14 protein-coding genes and 8 pseudogenes are annotated in these 20,816 nt (G+C 62.5%); 9 read left to right on the forward strand and 13 right to left on the reverse strand.

Features of this window, described 5'->3' with window-relative positions; genetic code table 11:
• Positions 1 to 34 precede the first annotated feature (34 nt).
• The 4 genes from DCM80_RS31110 to DCM80_RS31125 all read right to left on the reverse strand — a co-directional run bounded on the left by DCM80_RS31110 (position 35) and on the right by DCM80_RS31125 (position 4,632).
• Positions 35 to 238: a hypothetical protein gene (locus DCM80_RS31110; RefSeq protein ID WP_126258634.1), complete on the reverse strand. Its 204-nt coding sequence runs from the start codon at positions 236 to 238 to the stop codon at positions 35 to 37.
• A 257-nt stretch (positions 239 to 495) separates the two neighbouring features.
• Positions 496 to 1,158 (reverse strand): glutathione S-transferase family protein, encoded by a 663-nt coding sequence (locus DCM80_RS31115; RefSeq protein WP_028135874.1) that lies wholly within the window; start codon positions 1,156 to 1,158, stop codon positions 496 to 498.
• 597 nt (positions 1,159 to 1,755) lie between these two features.
• Positions 1,756 to 3,012 (reverse strand): IS110 family transposase, encoded by a 1,257-nt coding sequence (locus DCM80_RS31120; protein ID WP_257195145.1) that lies wholly within the window; start codon positions 3,010 to 3,012, stop codon positions 1,756 to 1,758.
• Positions 3,013 to 3,372: 360 nt separating this feature from the next.
• Positions 3,373 to 4,632 (reverse strand): IS110 family transposase, encoded by a 1,260-nt coding sequence (locus DCM80_RS31125; protein WP_257195146.1) that lies wholly within the window; start codon positions 4,630 to 4,632, stop codon positions 3,373 to 3,375.
• Positions 4,633 to 5,135: 503 nt separating this feature from the next.
• Here DCM80_RS31125 and DCM80_RS31130 point away from each other — a divergent pair.
• Positions 5,136 to 6,467: an IS110 family transposase gene (locus tag DCM80_RS31130; RefSeq protein ID WP_257195147.1), complete on the forward strand. Its 1,332-nt coding sequence runs from the start codon at positions 5,136 to 5,138 to the stop codon at positions 6,465 to 6,467.
• 94 nt (positions 6,468 to 6,561) lie between these two features.
• Positions 6,562 to 7,707 (forward strand): IS110 family transposase, encoded by a 1,146-nt coding sequence (locus DCM80_RS31135; RefSeq protein ID WP_257195148.1) that lies wholly within the window; start codon positions 6,562 to 6,564, stop codon positions 7,705 to 7,707.
• A 644-nt stretch (positions 7,708 to 8,351) separates the two neighbouring features.
• Here DCM80_RS31135 and DCM80_RS31140 read toward each other — a convergent pair.
• The gene (locus tag DCM80_RS31140; protein ID WP_257195149.1) at positions 8,352 to 9,497 is read right to left on the reverse strand and encodes an IS110 family transposase; all 1,146 of its coding nucleotides are present in this window, start codon (positions 9,495 to 9,497) and stop codon (positions 8,352 to 8,354) included.
• 333 nt (positions 9,498 to 9,830) lie between these two features.
• Here DCM80_RS31140 and DCM80_RS31145 point away from each other — a divergent pair, with 333 nt between their 5' ends.
• Positions 9,831 to 10,982, forward strand: coding sequence for an IS4 family transposase (locus DCM80_RS31145; RefSeq protein ID WP_257198101.1), 1,152 nt, complete (start codon positions 9,831 to 9,833; stop codon positions 10,980 to 10,982).
• A 12-nt stretch (positions 10,983 to 10,994) separates the two neighbouring features.
• Here DCM80_RS31145 and DCM80_RS31150 read toward each other — a convergent pair.
• Both DCM80_RS31150 and DCM80_RS31155 read right to left on the reverse strand, forming a co-directional pair.
• Positions 10,995 to 12,329, reverse strand: a pseudogene (locus tag DCM80_RS31150) (chemotaxis protein CheA); the annotation flags it as partial.
• A pseudogene (locus DCM80_RS31155) lies at positions 12,329 to 13,483 on the reverse strand (IS1182 family transposase); the annotation flags it as partial. The pseudogenes DCM80_RS31155 and DCM80_RS31150, both read right to left, overlap by 1 nt.
• A gap of 820 nt (positions 13,484 to 14,303) precedes the next feature.
• Here DCM80_RS31155 and DCM80_RS31160 point away from each other — a divergent pair.
• Positions 14,304 to 14,966 (forward strand): annotated as a pseudogene (locus tag DCM80_RS31160) (chemotaxis protein CheW); the annotation flags it as partial.
• On the opposite strand, the pseudogene DCM80_RS31165 reads toward DCM80_RS31160, so the two are convergent.
• Positions 14,947 to 15,405 (reverse strand): annotated as a pseudogene (locus DCM80_RS31165) (flavodoxin-dependent (E)-4-hydroxy-3-methylbut-2-enyl-diphosphate synthase); the annotation flags it as partial. The pseudogenes DCM80_RS31160 and DCM80_RS31165 overlap by 20 nt on opposite strands.
• 248 nt (positions 15,406 to 15,653) lie before the next feature.
• On the opposite strand from DCM80_RS31165, the pseudogene DCM80_RS31320 reads away from it, so the two are divergent.
• Positions 15,654 to 15,782 (forward strand): annotated as a pseudogene (locus tag DCM80_RS31320) (prolipoprotein diacylglyceryl transferase); the annotation flags it as partial.
• A 63-nt stretch (positions 15,783 to 15,845) separates the two neighbouring features.
• Here the strand turns inward: DCM80_RS31320 and DCM80_RS31170 are convergent.
• Positions 15,846 to 16,304: pseudogene (locus DCM80_RS31170) on the reverse strand (F0F1 ATP synthase subunit beta); the annotation flags it as partial.
• Positions 16,305 to 16,680: 376 nt separating this feature from the next.
• Between DCM80_RS31170 and DCM80_RS31175 the strand changes: the two are divergent.
• On the forward strand, positions 16,681 to 17,217 hold the full coding sequence (locus DCM80_RS31175; protein WP_373569376.1) for a DEAD/DEAH box helicase: 537 nt from the start codon (positions 16,681 to 16,683) through the stop codon (positions 17,215 to 17,217).
• 60 nt (positions 17,218 to 17,277) lie between these two features.
• Here the strand turns inward: DCM80_RS31175 and DCM80_RS31180 are convergent, their stop codons facing one another.
• Positions 17,278 to 17,568 carry a hypothetical protein gene (locus tag DCM80_RS31180; protein WP_257195152.1) on the reverse strand — a complete coding sequence of 97 codons (291 nt, stop codon included), beginning with the start codon at positions 17,566 to 17,568 and terminating at the stop codon, positions 17,278 to 17,280.
• A gap of 34 nt (positions 17,569 to 17,602) precedes the next feature.
• Positions 17,603 to 18,049, reverse strand: a complete 447-nt coding sequence (locus DCM80_RS31185; RefSeq protein ID WP_373569424.1) for a hypothetical protein — start codon at positions 18,047 to 18,049, stop codon at positions 17,603 to 17,605.
• Between the two features lie 25 nt (positions 18,050 to 18,074).
• On the opposite strand from DCM80_RS31185, the gene DCM80_RS31325 reads away from it, so the two are divergent.
• Entirely contained in the window at positions 18,075 to 18,344 is a 270-nt protein-coding gene (locus DCM80_RS31325) for an ATP-binding protein (RefSeq protein WP_373569425.1), read from the forward strand.
• A gap of 161 nt (positions 18,345 to 18,505) precedes the next feature.
• Here DCM80_RS31325 and DCM80_RS31190 read toward each other — a convergent pair.
• Positions 18,506 to 18,907 (reverse strand): annotated as a pseudogene (locus DCM80_RS31190) (HupE/UreJ family protein); the annotation flags it as partial.
• Between DCM80_RS31190 and gltD the strand changes: the two are divergent.
• Positions 18,852 to 19,331 (forward strand): annotated as a pseudogene (gene gltD / locus DCM80_RS31195) (glutamate synthase); the annotation flags it as partial. The pseudogenes DCM80_RS31190 and gltD overlap by 56 nt on opposite strands.
• 164 nt (positions 19,332 to 19,495) lie before the next feature.
• The gene (locus tag DCM80_RS31200) at positions 19,496 to 19,786 is read left to right on the forward strand and encodes a DUF535 family protein (protein WP_373569377.1); all 291 of its coding nucleotides are present in this window, start codon (positions 19,496 to 19,498) and stop codon (positions 19,784 to 19,786) included.
• On the opposite strand, the gene DCM80_RS31205 is transcribed toward DCM80_RS31200, so the two are convergent.
• Complete coding sequence (locus DCM80_RS31205; RefSeq protein WP_373569378.1) at positions 19,741 to 20,097, reverse strand: DUF2786 domain-containing protein; 357 nt, start codon at positions 20,095 to 20,097, stop codon at positions 19,741 to 19,743. The genes DCM80_RS31200 and DCM80_RS31205 overlap by 46 nt on opposite strands.
• Positions 20,098 to 20,816 lie beyond the last annotated feature (719 nt).

Genomic DNA, 20,816 nt, shown 5'->3' on the forward strand with positions numbered 1-20,816 from the left:
GCGGTGCGTCAGCTTTCAGTAGCGCGGGCTGGCTTCAGGACAGCGCGAGCTGGCTTTCCTTGGCAACGCGTTCGAAGGCTTCGGTCGAGCTCTTGATCCGGTACTGGCAATCGTCGCCATCGGTCGGCAGCAGGCGGATGATCTCATACGCGCCGCTGGCGGCGGGGCGCGCAACGTTGCTGGCCGTGAACAATACGCGCGTTCCAATCGGGAATTTGTGCTTCAACACCCTCTCCATCACTCAAACAGCGCCTGCCTCGTCCATGGTCCCACTACGACGGCCGGCCGGAAACCCAGGCGCTGTATAGCACGCGACCTGTGCTTTTGGCCAGCGCCATGGCAGCATGGCAAACGCGTATATTTGGTAGTCTTTTCAGAGTGATAGGACCGGAACCGGCGGGCCGATGATACCGGCGCGGCGGCTCGGCCGGGCAGCTTGTCGCACCCAAAGCGCCGGCCGACTCGGGGCCGGCGGCCCCGAGCAGCCCCGGGGGGTCAGGCGTCCTCGAACTTGGCGATGACGAGCGTCTCGGCGAGGCCGTCCCGGGTCCATTCCTGGAACGCCGGCAGCGCCATCATGGTCTCCATGTAGGCCTTGGTATCCGGCGCGACCTCGATCGCGTAGGTGCGCAGGCGGTGCACGACCGGCGCGTACATCGCGTCCGCCGCGCCGAAGCGGCCGAACAGGAACGGACCCTTCGCGCCGTACCGCGTGCGGCACTCGCGCCAGATCTCCTCGATGCGCGCGATGTTGGCCTTGGCGTCCGCGGACAGCGCCACGGGGCGGATCGGCCGATGCAGGTTCATGCCGCATTCGTTGCGCAGCGCCACGAAGCCGGAATGCATCTCGGCGCACACCGACCTCGCATGCGCGCGCGCAGCGACCTCGTCGGGCCACAGCTTCACTTCCGGATAGCGCTCGGCGATATATTCGATGATGGCGAGCGAATCCCACACCGTGACGTCGCCGTCGACCAGCACCGGCACCTTGCCGGCGCGGCTGAAGGACAGGATCTGCTCCTTGTCCGCGGGATTGTCGGTGTAGAGCGGAATCAGCGTCTCCACGAACGGAATGTCGTTGGCGCGAAGCGCGAGCCAGGGCCGCATCGACCATGACGAGTAGTTCTTGTTGCCGATGGCGAGTTTCAGCGCAGCCATGTCCTCACTCCTTCCAGAGACGTGCTCGAGCGAGCCGCTTTTAACGCCATCGCCTGCTGCCAATCAATCGTTGCCGCGCCGGCTCACGCACGGCAATCGCCGCAGTTCGCGCCCCAGGACGACACGGCACGATGCGGCGACACGGGCCCCGGCTCTGCAGCGCACCGCACCGGACGATGCTTCGCATCGCCGGGGAAGCGCTGCGCTGCGTCCGGGGCACGAGAGCGGTGGGTGGCGCATATTCTCTGCGTCATTGCAATGCTCCGGTGCACGTCCCAGCGGCGGTGTCGTAGGGTGGGCAAAGGCGCACTTGCGCCGTGCCCACGACCTTTCAAATGCGGAGATAGACGCGTGGGCACGCTGCGCTTTGCCCACCCTACGAGATCGAGGTTGTGACACGCGTAGGACCTCCTACCCGTGGTCAAGGGGAGATCGCCCTTGAGCGATATGGTAGCGCCGTGCTCGATGCAGTCCAGGACGCGTTGCGCCGGCGTTGCCGGTGCCTTCGGCATCCTGGACAGCATCTGCGCGCGGCGCTCTGCCGCTCGGCAGGTCGGGACGAAGGAATGGTCGCCCGGCCGAACAAAGGAATGGGGCTCACCCGTTCGCAGAGTTCTTTGAGCCGTTGTGGCCGGCGTCGTATGGGACTTGTCGCTCGAGCGTCGTACACAGGGCAAAAAGCAAGCGATCTGCGACACTGCGCAGAGCACGGGCGTGACCGTGTCCCCGCTTGCGCAAGGCGTCATACCGCCGCCTGCTGGCAGCATCGTGTTGGAGGGCGACACGCGACCAGTGATGGACGGCGCTCTGCAAGCGTCTGTTGCAGGCGAGGCGGCGGATCACGAAGCGCTGCTTGCCGCTTTGCCGCGTCACCGGCGCAGCCCCTGTCAGGGCGCGCAGGGCGTGGTAATCTCGTCTGCGCAGGGGCTCTGCGGCCTCGGCGAGCAGTGTGGCGAGATTGATCCTGCCGATTCCTGGCCAGGAGCGTAGGATCGTCACGTCGCACTGCTCCGAGCTCTGCCCCGACGGCTTCTCCTCTCCTTCGAGCTCGGTACAGAGCCGGTCCAGGTTCTGATGAGCCTCCTTGAGCTGCCGATTGACCAGGTGCAGACGCGCCGCCAGGCTGCGAATGTGAGCGCAGGCGGCCTCCGTGGTGCCGGGGGCTACGAATAGCGGGGTCTCGCGCAAAGTCCCAAGCACCGTCGCCGCATCGAGACGGCGGATACGATAATCCTTCAGAATCCCTGCGATAGTCTTCTCGCGGGCCTTGACCGCACTGGCGGGGGTCGGCACCTTCTCCCAAAGCGCCAGGAACCATTCGTCCGCGACATCGTCGGTCAACTTGGTGGCTTGGGGATAATATCGCCACAACTGCTGACGCAAGCGGTTGGCAAGACGGGTACGTTCCTGCTGCAGTTCGTCCGCCAGGCGTGACCACTCCCGGAGCTCGATCATCCTCGCATGGTCTGCCACAAGCCGACGGAAAGCAGCTTGATCCGTGCGCAGCGAGGCGCCGAGCACATGGGCATCGCGGCGGTCGTCCTTCGCGCCGGCCACCGTGAACCGATCGCGGAAGCGATCCAGTTGCTTGGGATTGATGGCAAACACCACAAACCCGTGCTCGAGCAACATCTCCACGACAGGGCCGTGCGGCATCTCGATCGCCACGGCGATCTGTCCCGGTTCGGCCTTGGTCTTCTCCAGCAGCCAGTCACGCAGCTCCCTCAGCCCGGCGCCGCCATGGTCAAACTCGTGCTGCGCAACCTGTCTTCCCTCGGCATCCAGCAGGCAAACGCTATGGCTCCGCGTTGCCCAGTCGATCCCAACGAACCAGCGTACATCTTCGATCATCATTGACCTCCTTGCTCGCAAGGCGGGCCACCGCGATCCTGATCAATCCCTGTACTGGCGCTCTTGGCGCGACCTCCTACTGGATCTCGATCGCGGCCGCTTCCGCCGGGGCGCGGTTCCTACGTCGGTGCTCAAGGCACAGGTGGGCAAGGCTGCTCCCGGCGGATCGGCCCGCACGGCCAGTCTACTCCAAAAGGCCGTCTCGAACCTCTCAAGGGTACAGGGTGGGCAAAGGTCCAGGACGCTTCGCGCCGGCTACGCCGGTGCCGATGGCATCCTGGACAGCGGCTGCGCGCCGCGCTGTTGGGCTCGGCAGGTCGGGACGAAGGAATGGTCACAAGCGGCCGAACAAAGGAATGAGGCTTACTGGCTGGTGATGGCCTGAGCACTCCTGTGATTGGCGTCGTACAGCGTTCGGTTCCTGAGGGCCGCGCACAGGGCCGAGAGCAGGCGATCGCCGACGCCGCGCAACGCGCGGGCCCGACCATGGCCGCGCTGCCGCAGGGCATCATAGCGTTGCCGAGCGGCCGGGTCGTGCTGGACGGCAACGCGTGACCAGTGATGGACAGCAGTCTGCAGCCGCCTGTTGCAGGCAAAGCGCCGGATCACGAAGCGTTGCTTGCCGCTTTGCCGTGTGACCGGGGCGGCCCCTGCCAGAGCTCGCAAGGCGTGGTAATCTCGGCCGCGCAGCGGTTGTGCTGCCTCGGTGAGCAGTGTGGCGAGAACAATCCTGCCGATTCCCGGCCAGGAGCGAAGGATTGCCACGTCACACTGCTCGTGGCTCTGCCCCGACGAGTTCTCCTCGTCCTGTGCCGCCAGACTATCGCAAAGGTCGTCCAGGGCAGCGCCGGCTTGCTTGATCTGCTGATTGACCAGGCGCAAGCGCGCGACAAGGCTGCGGATATGGACGCACGCGGCCTCCGTGGTACCCGGTGCGACGAACAAGGCCGTCTTGCGCAGGGTCTGCAGCACGGTGGCGGCGTCGACACGGCGGATACGATGCTCCTTGAGGATGCGCGCTATCGTCTTCTCCGATGCCTTGGCGGCCGCAGCGGGTGTCGGCACCTTCTGCCACAAGCTCAGGAACCAATCGTCTGCGACATCATCGGCCAGCTCGGCCGCTTGCGGGTAATAACGCCACAACTGATGACGCAGGCGGTTAGACAGACGCGTCCGTTCCTGCTGCAGTTCATCCAGCAGGCGCGACCATTCGCGCAACCTGATCACCGCCGGGTCGTCGATGGCAAGCTGCCGGAAGGCCTTGCGATCGGTACGCAAGGAATCGCCCAGGACAAGAGCATCACGGCTGTCATCCTTGGCACCTGCGACCGTGAAGCGATCACGGAAGCGATCAAGCTGCTTGGGATTGATGGCAAAGACCAGGAACCCATGCTCAAGCAGCATCTCCACCACAGGACCATGCGGCATCTCGATCGCCACGGCGATCTGCGCCGGGGCAGCCTTCGTCTTCTCGAGCAGCCAGTCGCGCAGCTCCACCAGACCGGCTCCGCCATGGGCGAACTCTCGCTCTCCCAGCCGCCTTCCTTCGGAATTGAGCAAGCAAACGCGATGGCTTTGCGTTGCCCAGTCGATCCCGACAAGCCAATGCACATTCTCGACCATTTGATGGACCTCCTCGTTTCCAAAAGGCGGGCCAACTGCGATCCCGATCAATCCCTGTACCGGCGCTCGCGGCGCAAACCTCCTAGTGGATCTCGATCGCAGACGCTCCGCCGGGGCGCGGGTCCTACGTCGGTGCTCAAGGCACAGGTGGGCAAGGCGGCTCCCGGCGGATCGGCCCGGCCGACCAGCTTACACCAACTGACTGGCCTCCGAACGCTAGAAGGGTACAGGGTGGGCAAAGCCTCATCCTGAGCCGCCAGCGCCAAAACCGGCACTGCACACGGACCATGAACACGGTATCGTTGGCTGCGGAGCGCCGCCGGGAGACAGTGTGGCTGCTTGATCCTCTGGTGCGCCTGGTTGCCCGGTCCTGAGGCTAGTTCCGATCGCAGGCGATTGCACATTTTGGCGAGCATTGCGCTTCCCGTTGGAGAGGTTTGCAATTCCGTGAGTGCGGTCGGGCTCTTGGCGGGCTTCGCAGCGTGACAGCATGGGAGTCCTGGATGAGTGGTTTGACGGTGTTGGATCCGCGTGCAGCCTTTGTGGATGTCGGCAGCGAGAAGATGCATGTGTCGATTGCGGGTGAGCCACCCGTGGTGTTCGGCACGGTGACCTCGCAGCTGCATGCGCTGCGTGACTATTTGGCCGAACATCAGGTGCGCTCAGTCGCGATGGAAGCGACCGGGGTCTATTGGTTGCCGCTGTATGGGGTTCTGGAGGCCGCGGGCCTTGAGGTGGTCATGGTCGACGGCCGCCAGACACGCAATCTTCCGGGGCGGAAGACCGACATGAAAGACTGCCAGTGGGGCGCCACGCTGCATGCGCATGGCCTGCTGCGGGCAGGCTTCGTTCCCCCGGCCCATGTCCGCCGTCTGCAGGACTATCTGCGGCTTCGCGGGGAACACATCGCGGCGGCCGCCGGACATGTTCAGCACATGCAAAAAGCACTGGAGCGGATGAACGTCAAACTGCACGAGGTCATCAGCTCTCTGACGGGGGCGAGCGGCCTGGCCGTGATCCGGGCCATTCTTGACGGTGAACGCGATCCGCAGGTCCTGTTGGGTCTATGCGACGTTCAAATCCGCAAGGCCAAGGCTGAGCGCGTCGTCGAATCGTTGCGCGGCAACTGGGCCGAAGAGCATTTGTTCGCCCTGGCGCAAGCCGTTCAAAGCTGGGACCATTATCAAGGCCTCATCGCCGCCTGCGACCGCCAGATCGAGGTCGTCCTTCGCCAGATGCCGGACACGAAGGTGCCGCCGTCGGAGGCTTCGACAAAGAGAGGAAAGCGCCGCACGCGGCCGGGTGTCAACGCGCCGGACATCGCGGATTTGCGAGAGATTCTTGCGCAGATCTGTGGCGCCAAGGATCTGACGACACTTCCCGCCCATACCGAGTACAGCGTTTTGCAACTGATCGGCGAGGTTGGCACGGACCTGACCAAGTGGCGGACCGAAAGGCACTTTACTTCATGGTTGGGGCTTGCTCCCGGAAGTGCTCAAAGCGGCAAACGTAAGGGTACGGTCAAACGTCGCCGCAACCGAGCCGGCCAGATCTTTTGTGTGATGGCCCGTGCCTTGGCCCGCAGCAAACACGTCGCGCTCGGCGGCTTCTACAGGCGCATGGCGGCACGGCGTGGCGGCTTGGTCGCGAACAAGGCTCTCGCCAGAAAGCTCGCCACGCTCTTCTGGCGCGTGATGGTCAAAGGCCTCGACTTCGTCGAGACCGGCGTGGCTCAATACGAGGAGAAAGTATTGGAAACCAAACACCGCATTCTGCGCCGGCTGGCTCGTCAGCTCGGTCAGCAAATCATTCCCTATCCAGCCACCGGCGCCTAATCGGTGTTCATGGAGAGGTCGTAGATTCCATGGGCGGTGAGCGTGGCCTTTCCGGTAGGTTTGGGTTTCCACACTCGAACCCACGGAGAGTCAGATGCAAGCATCGACAGCCACGCTCACCACCGACCATAATGGCACAATTTTCGTTGCAATCGAACTCAGCCAGAAGACGTGGCTGGTGACGCTGCACAGTCCGGATCGCGATCGGATGTCTCGCCACAAGCTGGATGGCGGCGACCATGCCGGACTGCTGGAGCTGATCGAGAAGGTCCGCCGGCGGGCGGCGGACAAGCTCGGATCTGTGCCGCGCGTGGTGAGCTGCTATGAGGCCGGCTACGACGGCTTCTGGCTGCATCGTCTGCTGGAAGCCGCCGGGATTATGAACTTCGTGTTCGATCCTGCGAGCATTGCGGTGGAGCAGCGCTCGCGGCGGGCCAAGACGGACCGGATCGACGGCGAGCTTCTGCTGCGGACGTTGATGGCCCACTTGCGCGGGGAGCCGCGGGTGGTCCGGATCGTGCGGGTGCCGAGCGTGGCGCAGGAAGACGCCAGGCGCTTGAGCCGCGAACGCGACCGGCTGATCAAGGAGCAGACCAGCCATACCAACCGGATCAAGGCTTTGCTGCGGCTGGCGGGCATGGCAGTCGGCTACCCGCGTCGCGGCAATTGGCTGGACTGGCTGGCCAAGCAGCGCGATTGGCAGGGACAGCCTCTGTCGCCGCATCTTCTGGCCGAAGTGACGCGCGAACATGCCCGCCTGATGCTGGTTCGCAAGCAACTCGTCGCGCTGGAACGGGCCCAGGCGACCGGGGCATGCACCGTCCCCGAGCAGACGGCCGAACGGCAGGAGCGGCTGGAACGGCTCAAGGCCCTCGGTCCGGCGCTTTCCGGCACGCTGACCCATGAGGTCTTCTACAAGGACTTCCACAACCGCCGCCAAGTCGGCAGCTACGTCGGATTGGCGCCCAGTCCCTGGCAGAGCGGCGGCATCGATCGCGAGCAGGGCATCAGCAAGGCGGGCAATCCGCGCGCCCGCGTCAAGGCGATCGAGCTCGCCTGGCTCTGGCTGCGGCACCAGCCGGACAGCGAACTCAGCCTCTGGTTCCGCACCCGCGCCGCCAATGCAGGTAAGCGGGCCAGGCGCATCGCCATCGTCGCCCTGGCACGCAAGCTGATCGTGGCGCTGTGGCGCTATCTCACCACCGGTCTCGTACCTGCGGGGGCAACGATGAAGGCATAGCAAGGATCCCACCGGCGCTGCGCCTGGCCGCAGTCCGCGCGGGATGAATGATGACCGTGCCACCCTTGGGCTGAACAAACAGCCGTTTTGTAGATGGGTCTCATTCTCGCCAGGCTTCCTCGCCGCAAGCATGCGGAACGTGGGTCCGGACCACACCAGTCCGACCGGATATGAGGTGATGCAGTGAGCTGCATAAATCTTCGGAAGCCAATCCTCGCCCGGATCACGGTCGTCGCGCTGCGCTACGCATGGCTCCGCGCGCCGCCCTCGCACCGTGCCAAACTCACTCAAGCCAATCGACAGGCCTTGACTCACAAACCCCCATATGAGGGTGGGCAAAGGCGCGTCGATTGGCTTGAGTGAGTTTGGCACGGTGCGAGGGCGGCGCGCGGAGCCATGCGTAGCGCAGCGCGACGACCGTGATCCGGGCGAGGATTGGCTTCCGAAGATTTATGCAGCTCACTGCATCACCTCATATCCGGTCGGACTGGTGTGGTCCGGACCCACGTTCCGCATGCTTGCGGCGAGGAAGCCTTGAGAATGAGACCCATCTACAAAACGGCTGTTTGTTCAGCCCAAGGGTGGCACGGTCATCATTCATCCCGCGCGGACTGCGGCCAGGCGCAGCGCCGGTGGGATCCTTGCTATGCCTTCATCGTTGCCCCCGCAGGTACGAGACCGGTGGTGAGATAGCGCCACAGCGCCACGATCAGCTTGCGTGCCAGGGCGACGATGGCGATGCGCCTGGCCCGCTTACCTGCATTGGCGGTGCGGGTGCGGAACCAGAGGCTGAGTTCGCTGTCCGGCTGGTGCCGCAGCCAGAGCCAGGCGAGCTCGATCGCCTTGACGCGGGCGCGCGGATTGCCCGCCTTGCTGATACCTTGCTCGCGATCAATGCCGCCGCTCTGCCAGGGACTGGGCGCCAATCCGACGTAGCTGCCCACCTGGCGGCGGTTGTGGAAGTCCTTGTAGAAGACCTCATGGGTCAGCGTGCCGGAAAGCGCCGGACCGAGGGCCTTGAGCCGTTCCAGCCGCTCCTGCCGTTCGGCCGTCTGCTCGGGGACGGTGCATGCCCCGGTCGCCTGGGCCCGTTCCAGCGCGACGAGTTGCTTGCGAACCAGCATCAGGCGGGCATGTTCGCGCGTCACTTCGGCCAGAAGATGCGGCGACAGAGGCTGTCCCTGCCAATCGCGCTGCTTGGCCAGCCAGTCCAGCCAATTGCTGCGACGCGGGTAGCCGACTGCCATGCCCGCCAGCCGCAGCAGCGCCTTGATCCGGTTGGTATGGGCCGTCTGCTCCTTGACCAGCCGATCGCGTTCGCGGCCGGAGCGTCTGGCGTCTTCCTGCGCCACGCTCGGCACCCGCACGATCCGGACCACCCGCGGCTCCCCACGCAAGTGGGCCATCAACGTCCGCAGCAGAAGCTCGCCGTCGATCCGGTCCGTCTTGGTCCGCCGCGAGCGCTGCTCCACCGCAATGCTCGCCGGGTCGAACACGAGGTTCATAATCCCGGCAGCCTCCAGCAGACGATGCAGCCAGAAGCCGTCGTAGCCGGCCTCGTAGCAGCTCACCACGCGCGGCACAGATCCGAGCTTGTCCGCCGCCCGCCTGCGGATCTTCTCGATCAGCTCCAGCAGTCCGGCATGGTCGCCGCCATCCAGCTTGTGGCGAGACATCCGATCGCGATCCGGACTGTGCAGCGTCACCAGCCACGTCTTCTGGCTGAGTTCGATTGCAACGAAAATTGTGCCATTATGGTCGGTGGTGAGCGTGGCTGTCGATGCTTGCATCTGACTCTCCGTGGGTTCGAGTGTGGAAACCCAAACCTACCGGAAAGGCCACGCTCACCGCCCATGGAATCTACGAGGGCTACGGCATTCACACATCGTTGTTGAAGACCGAAAGGATGTCTGATTCCGTGTCCATCCTGGACAGGAGGATGGCATGGAGCTCGGACTGGGACGGTTTGGCGACCGTCGCCTGGAAAAAGGGGGGCCTTTCTTCTGGGCCGGCTTGTTACGTCCGGGGGCAGAAGACTGCGGGTCCGCCGATTGGGCGGCAGTCGGGCGGGAGAGATTCGCCTGACGCGGCTTTTGCGCAACGAGGCGTTCAGCTGCGAGGAGATGCTGTCGGAGGCGGCCGGACGGACGGCGGAACGCTGCATAGGACGGCACGTCCTGGCGATCCAGGACACGACTGTGCTGCGCTCGGAAGGCGGCGGGGGTGAGTATTTGCACGCCGTAATGGCCCTGGATGCACAGGATGGCGCGATCCTTGGACTGATAGATGGCTGCTTTTTGGAGCGCAAGAGCGGCCGACGGGCAGCACGCCGGTCCGTCCCGATTGAAGAGAAAGAGAGCTTCCGGTGGCTGGAAGGTGCTGATCAAGCGGCGTCGGTGTGCGCTGGCGCAGCCTCGGTCACGGTGATTGCCGATCGCGAGAGCGATATCTTTGAAGCGTTTGCATTGCGACCGGAACGGGTTGAACTGCTGGTGCGCGCGGCCCATGACCGCGCGCTTGCCGACGGCGAGGCACTGTTTGGACGGAGCGATGCAATGCTTGCGATGGGGCAGGCTGAACTGGAGTTGCCCGCCAAGCCCGGGCGCAAGCGACGTACCGCGCAGCTCGAGATTCGCTTCATGCCGGCCACACTTGCTCGACCGAAGCATGGATTGCGCGCCAACTTGCCGGAAAGTGTGACCGTCAACCTCATTGACGTCCGTGAGGTCAACCCGCCGCTCGGCGAAGCGCCGATCCACTGGCGGCTTCTGACGACACACGCGATAGCCAGTCAGATGCAAGCCTGGGAGGTGATCGGCTTTTACCGGCAACGCTGGGCCATTGAACAGCTGTTCCGCACGCTCAAGACCGATGGCTTCGATATCGAAGGCGTGCAAATCGAAGATCAAGCGCCGCGCAACCGGCTGATCACCGCGACCTTGATCGCGGCTGTGTGCATCCAGCAACTGGTGCACGCCCGCGACGGTGGTCCGGGACCGCTGCGACCTCTGAGCGATGCGTTCGAACCTGAGGACATTCCGCTGCTCGAAGCCTGCTGCGCCGAGCTCGAAGGTAAGACGGAGCGGCAGAAGAACCCTCATCCAAAGGGTTCGTTGGCTCGTGCCGCCTGGGTCTGCGCGCGGCTCGGCGGATGGACCGGCTATTACGGCAAGCCGGGTCCGGTCGTCATGCTTCAGGGTTGGCTCGAGTTCCAAGCCATGAAACGCGGCGCCCACCTCATGCTCCCCCCACGGGATAACCAGAGTGATGTGTGAATCCAGTAGCATGTGATGAGCGCCGTTCTCGTCGCCCATGTCATGGGCCGAGGAGCCGGCGGCGCCGAGCGCCTTGGCAATGCCGTTGGGGTCGATGATCATGATGACGGCGCCATCGCCCAGGATGGTGTTGCCGGAGAACATGTCGATGTGACGCAGCTTGGTCGACATCGGCTTGACCACGATCTCCTCGGTGTGGAACACGCCGTCGACGACGATGCCGAAGGTCTGGCTGCCCACTTGAGTGACCACGATGAAGCCGTTCTCGGGATCGGAGGCCGCGCCGTCGTCGATCTTCAAGAGCTTCTTGAGGTGGATCAGGGGCAGCAGCTTGTTGCGCAGGCGCAGCACCGCGGTGTCCTTGATCCGCTCGATGCGGTGCTCGGAATTGGCGCGGGCCCGCACCAGCTCGACCACCGAGAGCTGCGGGATGGCGAAGCGGTCGCCGGCCGCTTCCACGATCAAGGCGGAGACGATGGCGAGCGTCAGCGGGATCTTGATGGTGACCGAAGATCCTTCGCCGGCCACGCTCTTGATGTCGATGGTGCCGCCGATCTGGTCGATATTGGTGCGCACCACGTCCATGCCGACGCCGCGGCCCGAGACCGAGGTGATGGCGGCCGCGGTGGAGAAGCCGGGCGCGAAGATGAACTTGTGGATCTGGGCCTCGCTCATCTTCTCCAGCTCGGCCTCGGTGACGAGACCGCTAGAGATCGCCTTGGCCTTGATCTTCTCGGTGTTCAATCCGCGGCCGTTGTCGGCGATGCAGATGATGATGTGGCCGCCCTCGTGATAGGCGGAGAGGCGAATGGTGCCCTGCTCGCCCTTGCCGGACGCGAGGCGCTCGGCGGGGGTCTCCAGGCCATGATCGGCGGAGTTGCGCACCATGTGGGTGAGCGGGTCCTTGATCAGGTCGAGCACCTGGCGGTCGAGCTCGGTGTCGGCGCCGTGCATCTCCAGTTCGATCTGCTTGCCGAGTTCGCTCGAGAGATCGCGGACGATGCGGGGCAGCTTCTGCCAGGCATTGCCGATCGGCTGCATGCGCGTCTTCATGACGCCTTCCTGCAGCTCGGCGGTGACGTTGGACAGGCGCTGCAGCGGCACCTTGAACTCGGTGTCCTCGTTGCGGCGGGAGATCTCCAGCAGCTGGTTGCGGGTCAGGACCAGCTCCGAGACCATGGTCATCAGGTGCTCCAGCGTATCCACGTTGACGCGGATCGACTGGTTGGCGATGGACGCGCCCTCGCCGGCGCCCTCGTCGGCCATCGACTTCTTCGGCGCGGCCTTCTCCCTGGCGGGTTTTGCGTCCTTGGCGGCCGGCGCTTCGGGAGCGGGCTCGGCCTTCACCGCCATCGGGCATGGATGCATTCGCAGATCGTGCGGGCCTGGTACTGGGCCTTGCCGGCTTCGCTGGCCATGCGGGCACGCCAGGCCGCTACTCCGGGGCCATCACTGCTCCGAGGTAGAAAGGGATCGACACCGCTCCTGGATTTGGGCGGCGGACAGTAGACCTCGATACCTTGGTCATGCGCCCATTCGATGTCCTCGCCGCTGCAAAATCCGCCATCGACGAGGTAGCGGCGCGGCAAGCGTTTCAGCCGGGTGCGCGTTCGCTCCAGCATTGGCCGCATCAAGCCACGATCCGAGCCGCTGTTGTCGACATCGATTGCGACTACGAGCAGTTCGCCGGCTGCACTGGCCACCTGCACGTTGTAGGCGGGACGGAAGCCGGCATCGGCCATCTTCATGATCCGTGCCTGCGGGTCTGTGGTGGAAGCGCGGGGGTCTTTCGGCTTCTTGCCGTTGCCGCCCTTGTCATCGAGCTGTTTGCGCTTGCGCTTGATCTCGGCCAGCGCGGCTTGGGCCGCTTGCACCCGCTCGCTGCGTTCGCGCGCCGCACGCTCCTTAGCGGCCCGGATCCGCCGATTGCTGGCTTCCGGATCCGCATCCACCTCGCGCTTGAGTGTTTCCACCAGGGCCTCGGCCTGGACCATCTGCCGATCCAGCGTCGCCTCCCGACGGAACGATCCGGTCCCGGCGTTTGCCCGTATCCGCACCCCGTCCTGAGTCAGTTTCTCCAGATCGACCAGCCCCGCCTTGTTCAGGGCCACCAGGTGTTCGACCAGCAAACGGTCGAGCAAGTCGGCGCAGCCGACCCGGAAGTCCGACAGCGTATGATGGTTCAAAGACACCCCACCGCAGAGCCAGCGGTAGACATCATGACTGTCGCAGAGCCGGTCCAGCGCCCGCCCGCTGCCAACGCCATCGCTCGCGGCGTACAGCCAAAGCGCCAACAGCAACCGGGGCGATGGCGCCGGATGACCAGGCCTGTTCTCCCGCGCCTTGACCCGATCTTCCAGTTCGCTCAGGTCGAGCCCTTCGACATAAGCCCAGATCACCCGCACCGGATGATCCTGCCCGATCAGGCTATCGATATCGACCGCTCGCAATTCGACCTGATCGCGCACCGGCTCTCGCAGCCGAGGTGCGCCCCGTGGCACCGCTTCGGCCGTCCTCCCATCACCACTGTCATTCCCCGCGAAGGCGGGGAATCCAGTACGCCGCGGCTTCTCGGATTGATCTCTGGCGTCTCTGGAATACTGGATCGCCCGCTTTCGCGGGCGATGACAGCGCGTGTGTGGTGACAGACATGCCTCATCAGCCTCGCGGCGCGTTTCGCCCGAGCTTTGCTTGCCTCTCCACCCTCAAAGCCAAGAGGGCGCAGGGAAGGCCGGGTGCTGACAACGCACCCGCGGTCCGCTGCGCGAAAATGCACACGCAGGAAGAACCGCACAGCAGCATACAGGTGGTGCCGATCACTCGGCCTTCCCTGCGCGGTGGTCGGACGGCTTATGCCGTGCTCTCCTGGGAGCCGAACTTTCCCTCTGGCCTCCCTCGCCCCGCGAATTGGATGATGCAGTCTGCCCGGTTGGGCTCGCTCGCACCTCCGCGGAAGCTTGACCGTAGCAACGACGGCCAGGACCACACGGTTTTGCCGTACGCACGGCCCGCCATTTCACCCGCAGTATTCCCGGGCCCCGTCGACGAAGCCGGAAACTTACAGGCGAGACGAAGCCTAGCAGCGCCGTTCGTCCGCACGCGGCCACGGGCTCACAGGGACTACCCGCCCTGCCCGCACCTCTCGTGCCGACGCTGCCGCGTCCACCGCAAGCCCGGCTCGCGATCAAGACGACCTCGAGATCGCCCCTCTTGGTTGAGCCGGGATGGACGACACATACGTCAAAACCGAATTTCGGTAAAGTGGAATATTTTTGACGAGCGGGATTGACAGAGGCCGACACAGGCACGGTGCCGTAGCCCGGCAACACCATCCTGGGCGATGGCGCCGTCATCATGATCATCGACCCCAACGGCATTGCCAAGGCGCTCGGCGCCGCCGGCTCCTCGGCCCATGACATGGGCGACGAGAACGGCGCTCATCACATCGGCTCGGGCGAGCAGACCACTTCGCTGCTCGTGTTCCGCGCCGGCTCCTCGCAGCCCAAGGCGGTCCCGCTCGGCCTCGTCACCCGCCTGGAAGAGCTGCCCGCCGACAAGATCGAGTTCTCCAACGGTCGCTACATGGTGCAGTACCGCGAGCAGCTGATGCCGCTCGTTGCCATGGAAGGCGTCACCATCGCCAGCCAAGGCGCCCAGCCGATCCTGGTGTTCGCCGACGACGGCCGCTCCATGGGCCTCGTCGTCGACGAGATCATCGACATCGTCGAGGAACGCCTCAACATCGAGGTCGGCGGCTCCTCCTCCGGCATCCTGGGCTCGGCCGTGATCAAGGGCCAGGCCACCGAGGTGATCGACGTCGGCCACTTCCTCCCGATGGCGTTCTCCGACTGGTTCACCCGCAAGGAGATGAAGCCGTCGCTGCACTCGCAGTCGGTGCTGCTGGTCGACGACTCAGCGTTCTTCCGCAACATGCTGGCCCCGGTGCTGAAGGCGGCCGGCTGCGGTACACCGCGATCAGCTCCTGCACGCCACTGACCTTGGCCGACAGCACGATGCGATCGCGCGGCAGGCCCAGCTCCACCGCCTGCTCGGCCGAATCCAGCGCCGAGCGGATCAGCGCCTCGCGCAGCACGCGGCCGGCGTCCCAGGGCTGTTCGCGCAGGTTGTTCTCGTCCATCAGCTTCGCCGCCAGGGCCTGGTCCAGCGAGCCCCAGTTGGCGCCGATGCGCACCGGCTTGTTGTAACGGATGGCGAATTCGATCAGCTGGGCGAACTGCAGATCCTTCTTCTTGCCGAAGCCGACGTTGCCCGGGTTGATGCGGTACTTGGCCAGTGCTTCGGCACATGCCGGTTCGGCGGTCAGCAGCTGGTGGCCGTTGTAGTGGAAATCGCCGATCAGCGGCACGTCGATGCCCATCATCGCCAGCTTGTCGACAATGCGCGGGATCGCCGCAGCGGCTTCCACGTAGCTGCAGTCTCGTGGGCTCGGCCTTCGTCACCCGTGCCGAGCGGGAAGGGCAGGCCGGGGTGCGTGCCTTCGCGGGAGAACTCGGCCGGGGAGTGCGAACCGCCTCGCCGGAACCCGCGGGCGGGTGATCCGGAGCCCCCGGCGGGCACGTTTCGGGGGCCCGTTACCTTGGGTGCGTGACTGTCGCTCTGCCGCAACCGGCGATCACCCACCTGGCCAACATCCCCAGTCCCGACTGGGGGGTGTGGTTTCTCGGGCCGATCCCCATCCGCGCCTACGCGCTGTGCATCATCGCCGGGATCATCGTCGCGATCGTCTGGGCGGAGCGACGGTGGGTGGCACGCGGGGGACGCAAGGGGGCGGTCACCGACATCGCCGTCTTCGCGGTTCCGTTCGGTCTGGTGGGCGGCAGGCTCTACCATGTCGTCACCCAGCGGGTCCATCTGGCGGCTGGTGGAGTCCAGCGGATCGACGGCCGGGTAGATACCCAGCGAGGCGATCGAACGCGACAGGGTAACGGTCGAGTCCAGGTGGGCGAAGGTGGTTGCCGGCGACGGGTCGGTCAGGTCGTCCGCGGGAACGTAGACGGCCTGGATCGAGGTGATCGAACCGTTCTTGGTCGAAGTGATGCGCTCCTGCAGGACGCCCATTTCCTCGGCCAGGGTCGGCTGGTAACCGACGGCGGACGGCATGCGGCCCAGCAGTGCCGACACTTCGGTACCGGCCAGGGTGTAGCGGTAGATGTTGTCGACGAACAGCAGGACGTCCTTGCCCTTGCCGTTTTCGTCCTTCTCGTCGCGGAAGTACTCGGCCATGGTCAGGCCGGTCAGGGCGACGCGCAGACGGTTGCCCGGCGGCTCGTTCATCTGGCCGTACACCGGCGACTGATGGTCGCGGGCGATACGCAGGGCTCGAACCAGCAGGCGACGGTCGCAGGCGAGCAGGCGATAGCCCTGGATGACCCACTGCGGTAGCCGCCAGAGTTCGGCCAGCGCCAGGCAGATCGGCAGCAGGCGCATGCCGAGCAGTTCGCGCTCTACTCGCAGGGTCGGTTCGCCTTGTACCAGCACGCGTTGCTGCCATTGCTCCAGCAGCTGCGGGCGGGCGTTGGCCAGCGCCCAGACCGGAGCCATGGTCAGCAGGCTGCCCCAGTGAATTTCCTGCCAGAGCCTGGCCAGACGCGCGCCGAACAGGCCGCTGGCCTGCTGCATGGCGTGCTGGCTGATCAGCAGCATCTGCCCGAGGACCCTGGGCATCTCCGCATCCTGGATGCTCGGCAGGGTCTTCAGAAGTTGGCTCGCGCGCGCCAGGCCGAGGCGGCTGAGGGGGTTTAGGACGGCGAAACAGCAAAAAGAAATACTTCAAAAGGTGAAGGAAGGTAATTTAGATATTTTAATAGGTACTCATAGATTGGTATCTAAAGACATTCAATTTAAAGATCTGGGCTTATTAATAGTAGACGAGGAGCAAAGGTTTGGAGTTAAGCAAAAAGAAAAGATTAAGGGAATTAAGAAAAATGTTGATGTTTTAACTCTAAGTGCAACTCCAATTCCTAGAACCCTGCATATGTCGCTAAGTGGAGTTAGGGATATTTCAGTCATAGAAACACCACCAGAAGAAAGATACCCTGTCCAAACATATGTTGTTGAACAAAATGATCAGCTTATAAGAGACGCAATTCTTAGGGAAATAGGTAGAGGCGGCCAAGTTTACTTCGTATACAATAGAGTGGAAGATATCGAAAGGATGGCTAAGTATGTTCAATCGTTAGTTCGGATTAAAGCGCAGATGGGGATAGACTACTGAGGGCCTGATAGCGCGGAAGGAAGTACGCGTTCCGGCGGCAAGTCACCGGAACGCATAACATTAACCGTTAGTCTTATTACGAGTACTGGAACGACGGTTGCTGTTGTTACCCTGGCGCGGATTAGCGCTGGTCTGGCTGTGACGCTTCACCGCCCGACGGATCTGATTGGCTTTCAACCGCCGACGGTCTTTCTCGACGGCAACCTTAGAGCTGGTTTCCGGCGTGAGCTCCACCAGCTCGCGCAGGTAGTTGGTCTGCGCCAGGTCCAGCTCGGTATAGCCGCCGCGCGGCAGGCCTTTCGGCAGCAGAATATCGCCGTAGCGCACGCGGATCAGACGGCTGACCTGCACGCCGACCGCTTCCCACAGGCGACGCACTTCGCGGTTACGCCCTTCGGTCAGGGTAACGTACTAACATTGCCATATATTTAACTGGATATTCTTTCTCATATAATTTTAAAGTTGGTCCCACAAGTCTTTCATTCATTCCTAATTTTCTAACTGGAGACCTACCTACACGTAGAATATCATCACTTATATTTTTATTCTTAAAACGTAATAAAATTTTTTCCATAAAAATATTTATTTCCTCCAAAGAAATATCATATTCTTTAATAAAATATTGTGCTGTTTCATTAAGTGCACCTTTTACAATAGATTCAATCACATGACTTTTCAAAGTATCTTGAATAGTTTTTTCTCCATTTAAAAATCCAAGATAAGCTGTAGCTGCATGTGCCATATTTACGCAGTACAACTTTCTTTCAATATATGGAGTTAGATTAGCAACATACGTTACTCCTTTTATATATGGTAAGTTATTATTAACCATCTCTGATTCAAATAAGATAGATGTAATATTTGAAAGATTTGGGCAGGTAGAGAGTTCTTTATCAAGGCAGGCAGAAGGAACAGGTATAGGTTTGTCATTGGTAAAGAGATTTGTTGAAGCACTAGGGGGGAGTGTAAGTGTAAAAAGTAATTTAGGCAAAGGTACAACTTTTAAAATATTACTTCCTAATGAGAAAGTAATAGAAGAAAAAAATGAAAAACCGATGATTGATTTAATGACTGATAATAGACTTGTTCAAACTACCAATATAGAATTTTCAGATATATATTTATAACTAAAGGTATTTAGATATGAGTGTTTTATGGTGTAAATAATACAGTAATATAGTAAGTATAAAATTATTTGGAGGTGACTTATTATATTTTTTATCGAAAAAATAATAAGGAATAGGAGCTAATAACGCATAATTAAGCCCGCTCAGAACTGCCGTCAGGCTCAAATCAAGCCGGCCAGAAGGCCGACGCCGGCAACGGCGGCAATGCCGCCGGCCGTGCGCGTCACGAATATGCCCCGCCCCTGCCGTTCACCGGCGCGGCCGATGAGGTAACCAAGCGCTAGGCCGGCGACATGCAGCAGTGCGGTTGCGATCATGAAGCCGGCGGCATAGGCGACACCGGCGGCATTTTCCGGCATTTCGGCGCCATGTGCATGACCGTGGAAGATGGCGAAGAGACCGATGAGGCCGACTGCTGCGGCCAGCGGCGCCTTGACGTTAAGCGCGACGACGGCGCCGAGGACGACGACGGAAAGCGCGATGCCGGTTTCAACGAAGGGAACATTGATGCCAGCAGCGCCGAGGGCACCGCCGAATGCCATCACCAGAACGAAGGTCGTCGGCGAGGTCTACGAGGAGTTCTCCAAGGAGACCCTGCAGGTCCAGGCCTCGCGCTGCATGGACTGCGGTATCCCGTTCTGCCACAACGGTTGTCCGCTCGGGAACCTCATCCCCGAGTGGAACGACCTGGTGTACCGGGACCGCTGGCGCGACGGCATCGAGCGCCTGCACGCCACCAACAACTTCCCGGAATTCACCGGGCGGCTGTGCCCGGCGCCGTGTGAGGCGTCGTGCGTCCTCGGCATCAACCAGGACCCGGTGACGATCAAGCAGGTCGAGGTCGAGCTGATCGACAACGCCTTCGACCAGGGCTGGGTCAAGCCGATGATCCCGGACGTGAAGACCGGCAAGAAGGTCGCCGTCGTCGGTTCCGGACCGGCCGGTCTGGCCGCTGCCCAGCAGCTGACTCGCGCCGGCCACGACGTATAATTACCTCTCAGCGGTAATTATAGGTAATTCCAGCAAAGGTCCACGGAATTTAATTTACACCTCAATCAATTTTAAACAGACGGCAAATATAGTCCGCCAGAGGATTAAGCTTGTCAGTGGCTCGCTTTAAAATAGGGGGAAATCACAACGAGGTGTTTATCGTGACAGACAATAGCCTGCATTCATCCGGCGTGCTAGCGCCGCGCTCGCATCTTATTGCCGATCTGGTGATGGGCAGATTGACACCTGCCCCCATCTGGCGGCAAAAAAATTACCGCTTTAAGTTTTTGCTGCGCACGGCCTTATTTTATAACGCCACCAGAGCGATGCTGGAAGCGCTCAGCGCTCGGGATGATTTTAATCAGCTGCTGGCCGCGCAGGCTACGCTGCCGGGCAAAGTACACCGTCAATATCGGGCGTGGCTGGCGTCGATGTCCTCGGCAAACCCGTAGGCGTAGACGAACGTCGAATTGGACGCGACGTCGCACCGCACGTCGTTGGCCGCGGCGATCAGCACGAAGAGCTGAACGTAGGTCCGCAACCCCTTGGTGCCCGCCGCGCCGATGGTGATGGTGCGCTGCGTCGGGGCCTGCGCGGCCGAACGCTGGGCCGAATGGGAGCGCGCCACCGCGAGGTCGATGGACGCGGCCGTCGCGAGCCGCTGCGCGGCCGACATGAACGCGTCGGCCTCGTGGGAGTTGTCGGTGCCTTCCGCCTGACGCAGCAGCGCGGCGATGCGCGCCAGCATCTTGTCGTCAGTCATTAGCGCCGTTCCTCCTCATCGCCCGTGCGAGTCATTAGCGCCAACGTACGGGAGCGGTCCGACACAGGTGATGCAGTGAGCTGCATAAATCTTCGGAAGCCAATCCTCGCCCGGATCACGGTCGTCGCGCTGCGCTACGCATGGCTCCGCGCGCCGCCCTCGCACCGTGCCAAACTCACTCAAGCCAATCGACAGGCCTTGACTCACAAACCCCCATATGAGGGTGGGCAAAGGCGCTCTTGCGCCGTGCCCACCATCTCTCTCTATCGCAAAAGGTGTGGGCACGCTTCGCTTTGCCCACCCTGTACCCTTGAGAGGTTCGAGACGGCCTTTTGGAGTAGACTGGCCGTGCGGGCCGATCCGCCGGGAGCAGCCTTGCCCACCTGTGCCTTGAGCACCGACGTAGGAACCGCGCCCCTGCTCCGGCAATTCGCCAAAAAGTCCGTCGTCAGCCATCATTCTCTCCAGCAGATCAGTCTGCCCAGAGAATCACATTCGCCCGACGCGCGGTACAAAAGATTCACAGCCTCGTAGGGTGGGCAAAGGCGCAATGCGCCGTGCCCACGATCTTCGGATGAGTCGGCAAAAGTCCGTGGGCACGCTTCGCTTTGCCCACCCTGTACCCTTGAGAGGTTCGAGACGGCCTTTTGGAGTAGACTGGCCGTGCGGGCCGATCCGCCGGGAGCAGCCTTGCCCACCTGTGCCTTGAGCACCGACGT

Origin of the sequence: Bradyrhizobium sp. WBOS08 (genome assembly GCF_024585125.1) — a bacterium.
In the GTDB taxonomy this organism is placed as follows: Bacteria; Pseudomonadota; Alphaproteobacteria; order Rhizobiales; family Xanthobacteraceae; genus Bradyrhizobium; species Bradyrhizobium japonicum_B.

Coding starts and splice junctions, on each gene's coding strand:
- DCM80_RS31110 (WP_126258634.1), bottom strand. CDS start 238: ATGGAGAGGGTGTTGAAGCACAAATTCCCGATTGGAACGCGCGTATTG.
- DCM80_RS31125 (WP_257195146.1), bottom strand. CDS start 4,632: ATGGTCGAGAATGTGCATTGGCTTGTCGGGATCGACTGGGCAACGCAA.
- DCM80_RS31175 (WP_373569376.1), top strand. CDS start 16,681: ATGCTCGGCAGGGTCTTCAGAAGTTGGCTCGCGCGCGCCAGGCCGAGG.
- DCM80_RS31120 (WP_257195145.1), bottom strand. CDS start 3,012: ATGATGATCGAAGATGTACGCTGGTTCGTTGGGATCGACTGGGCAACG.
- DCM80_RS31135 (WP_257195148.1), top strand. CDS start 6,562: ATGCAAGCATCGACAGCCACGCTCACCACCGACCATAATGGCACAATT.
- DCM80_RS31205 (WP_373569378.1), bottom strand. CDS start 20,097: ATGACTGACGACAAGATGCTGGCGCGCATCGCCGCGCTGCTGCGTCAG.
- DCM80_RS31145 (WP_257198101.1), top strand. CDS start 9,831: ATGCTGTCGGAGGCGGCCGGACGGACGGCGGAACGCTGCATAGGACGG.
- DCM80_RS31115 (WP_028135874.1), bottom strand. CDS start 1,158: ATGGCTGCGCTGAAACTCGCCATCGGCAACAAGAACTACTCGTCATGG.
- DCM80_RS31185 (WP_373569424.1), bottom strand. CDS start 18,049: ATGGTTAATAATAACTTACCATATATAAAAGGAGTAACGTATGTTGCT.
- DCM80_RS31140 (WP_257195149.1), bottom strand. CDS start 9,497: ATGCAAGCATCGACAGCCACGCTCACCACCGACCATAATGGCACAATT.
- DCM80_RS31130 (WP_257195147.1), top strand. CDS start 5,136: ATGAGTGGTTTGACGGTGTTGGATCCGCGTGCAGCCTTTGTGGATGTC.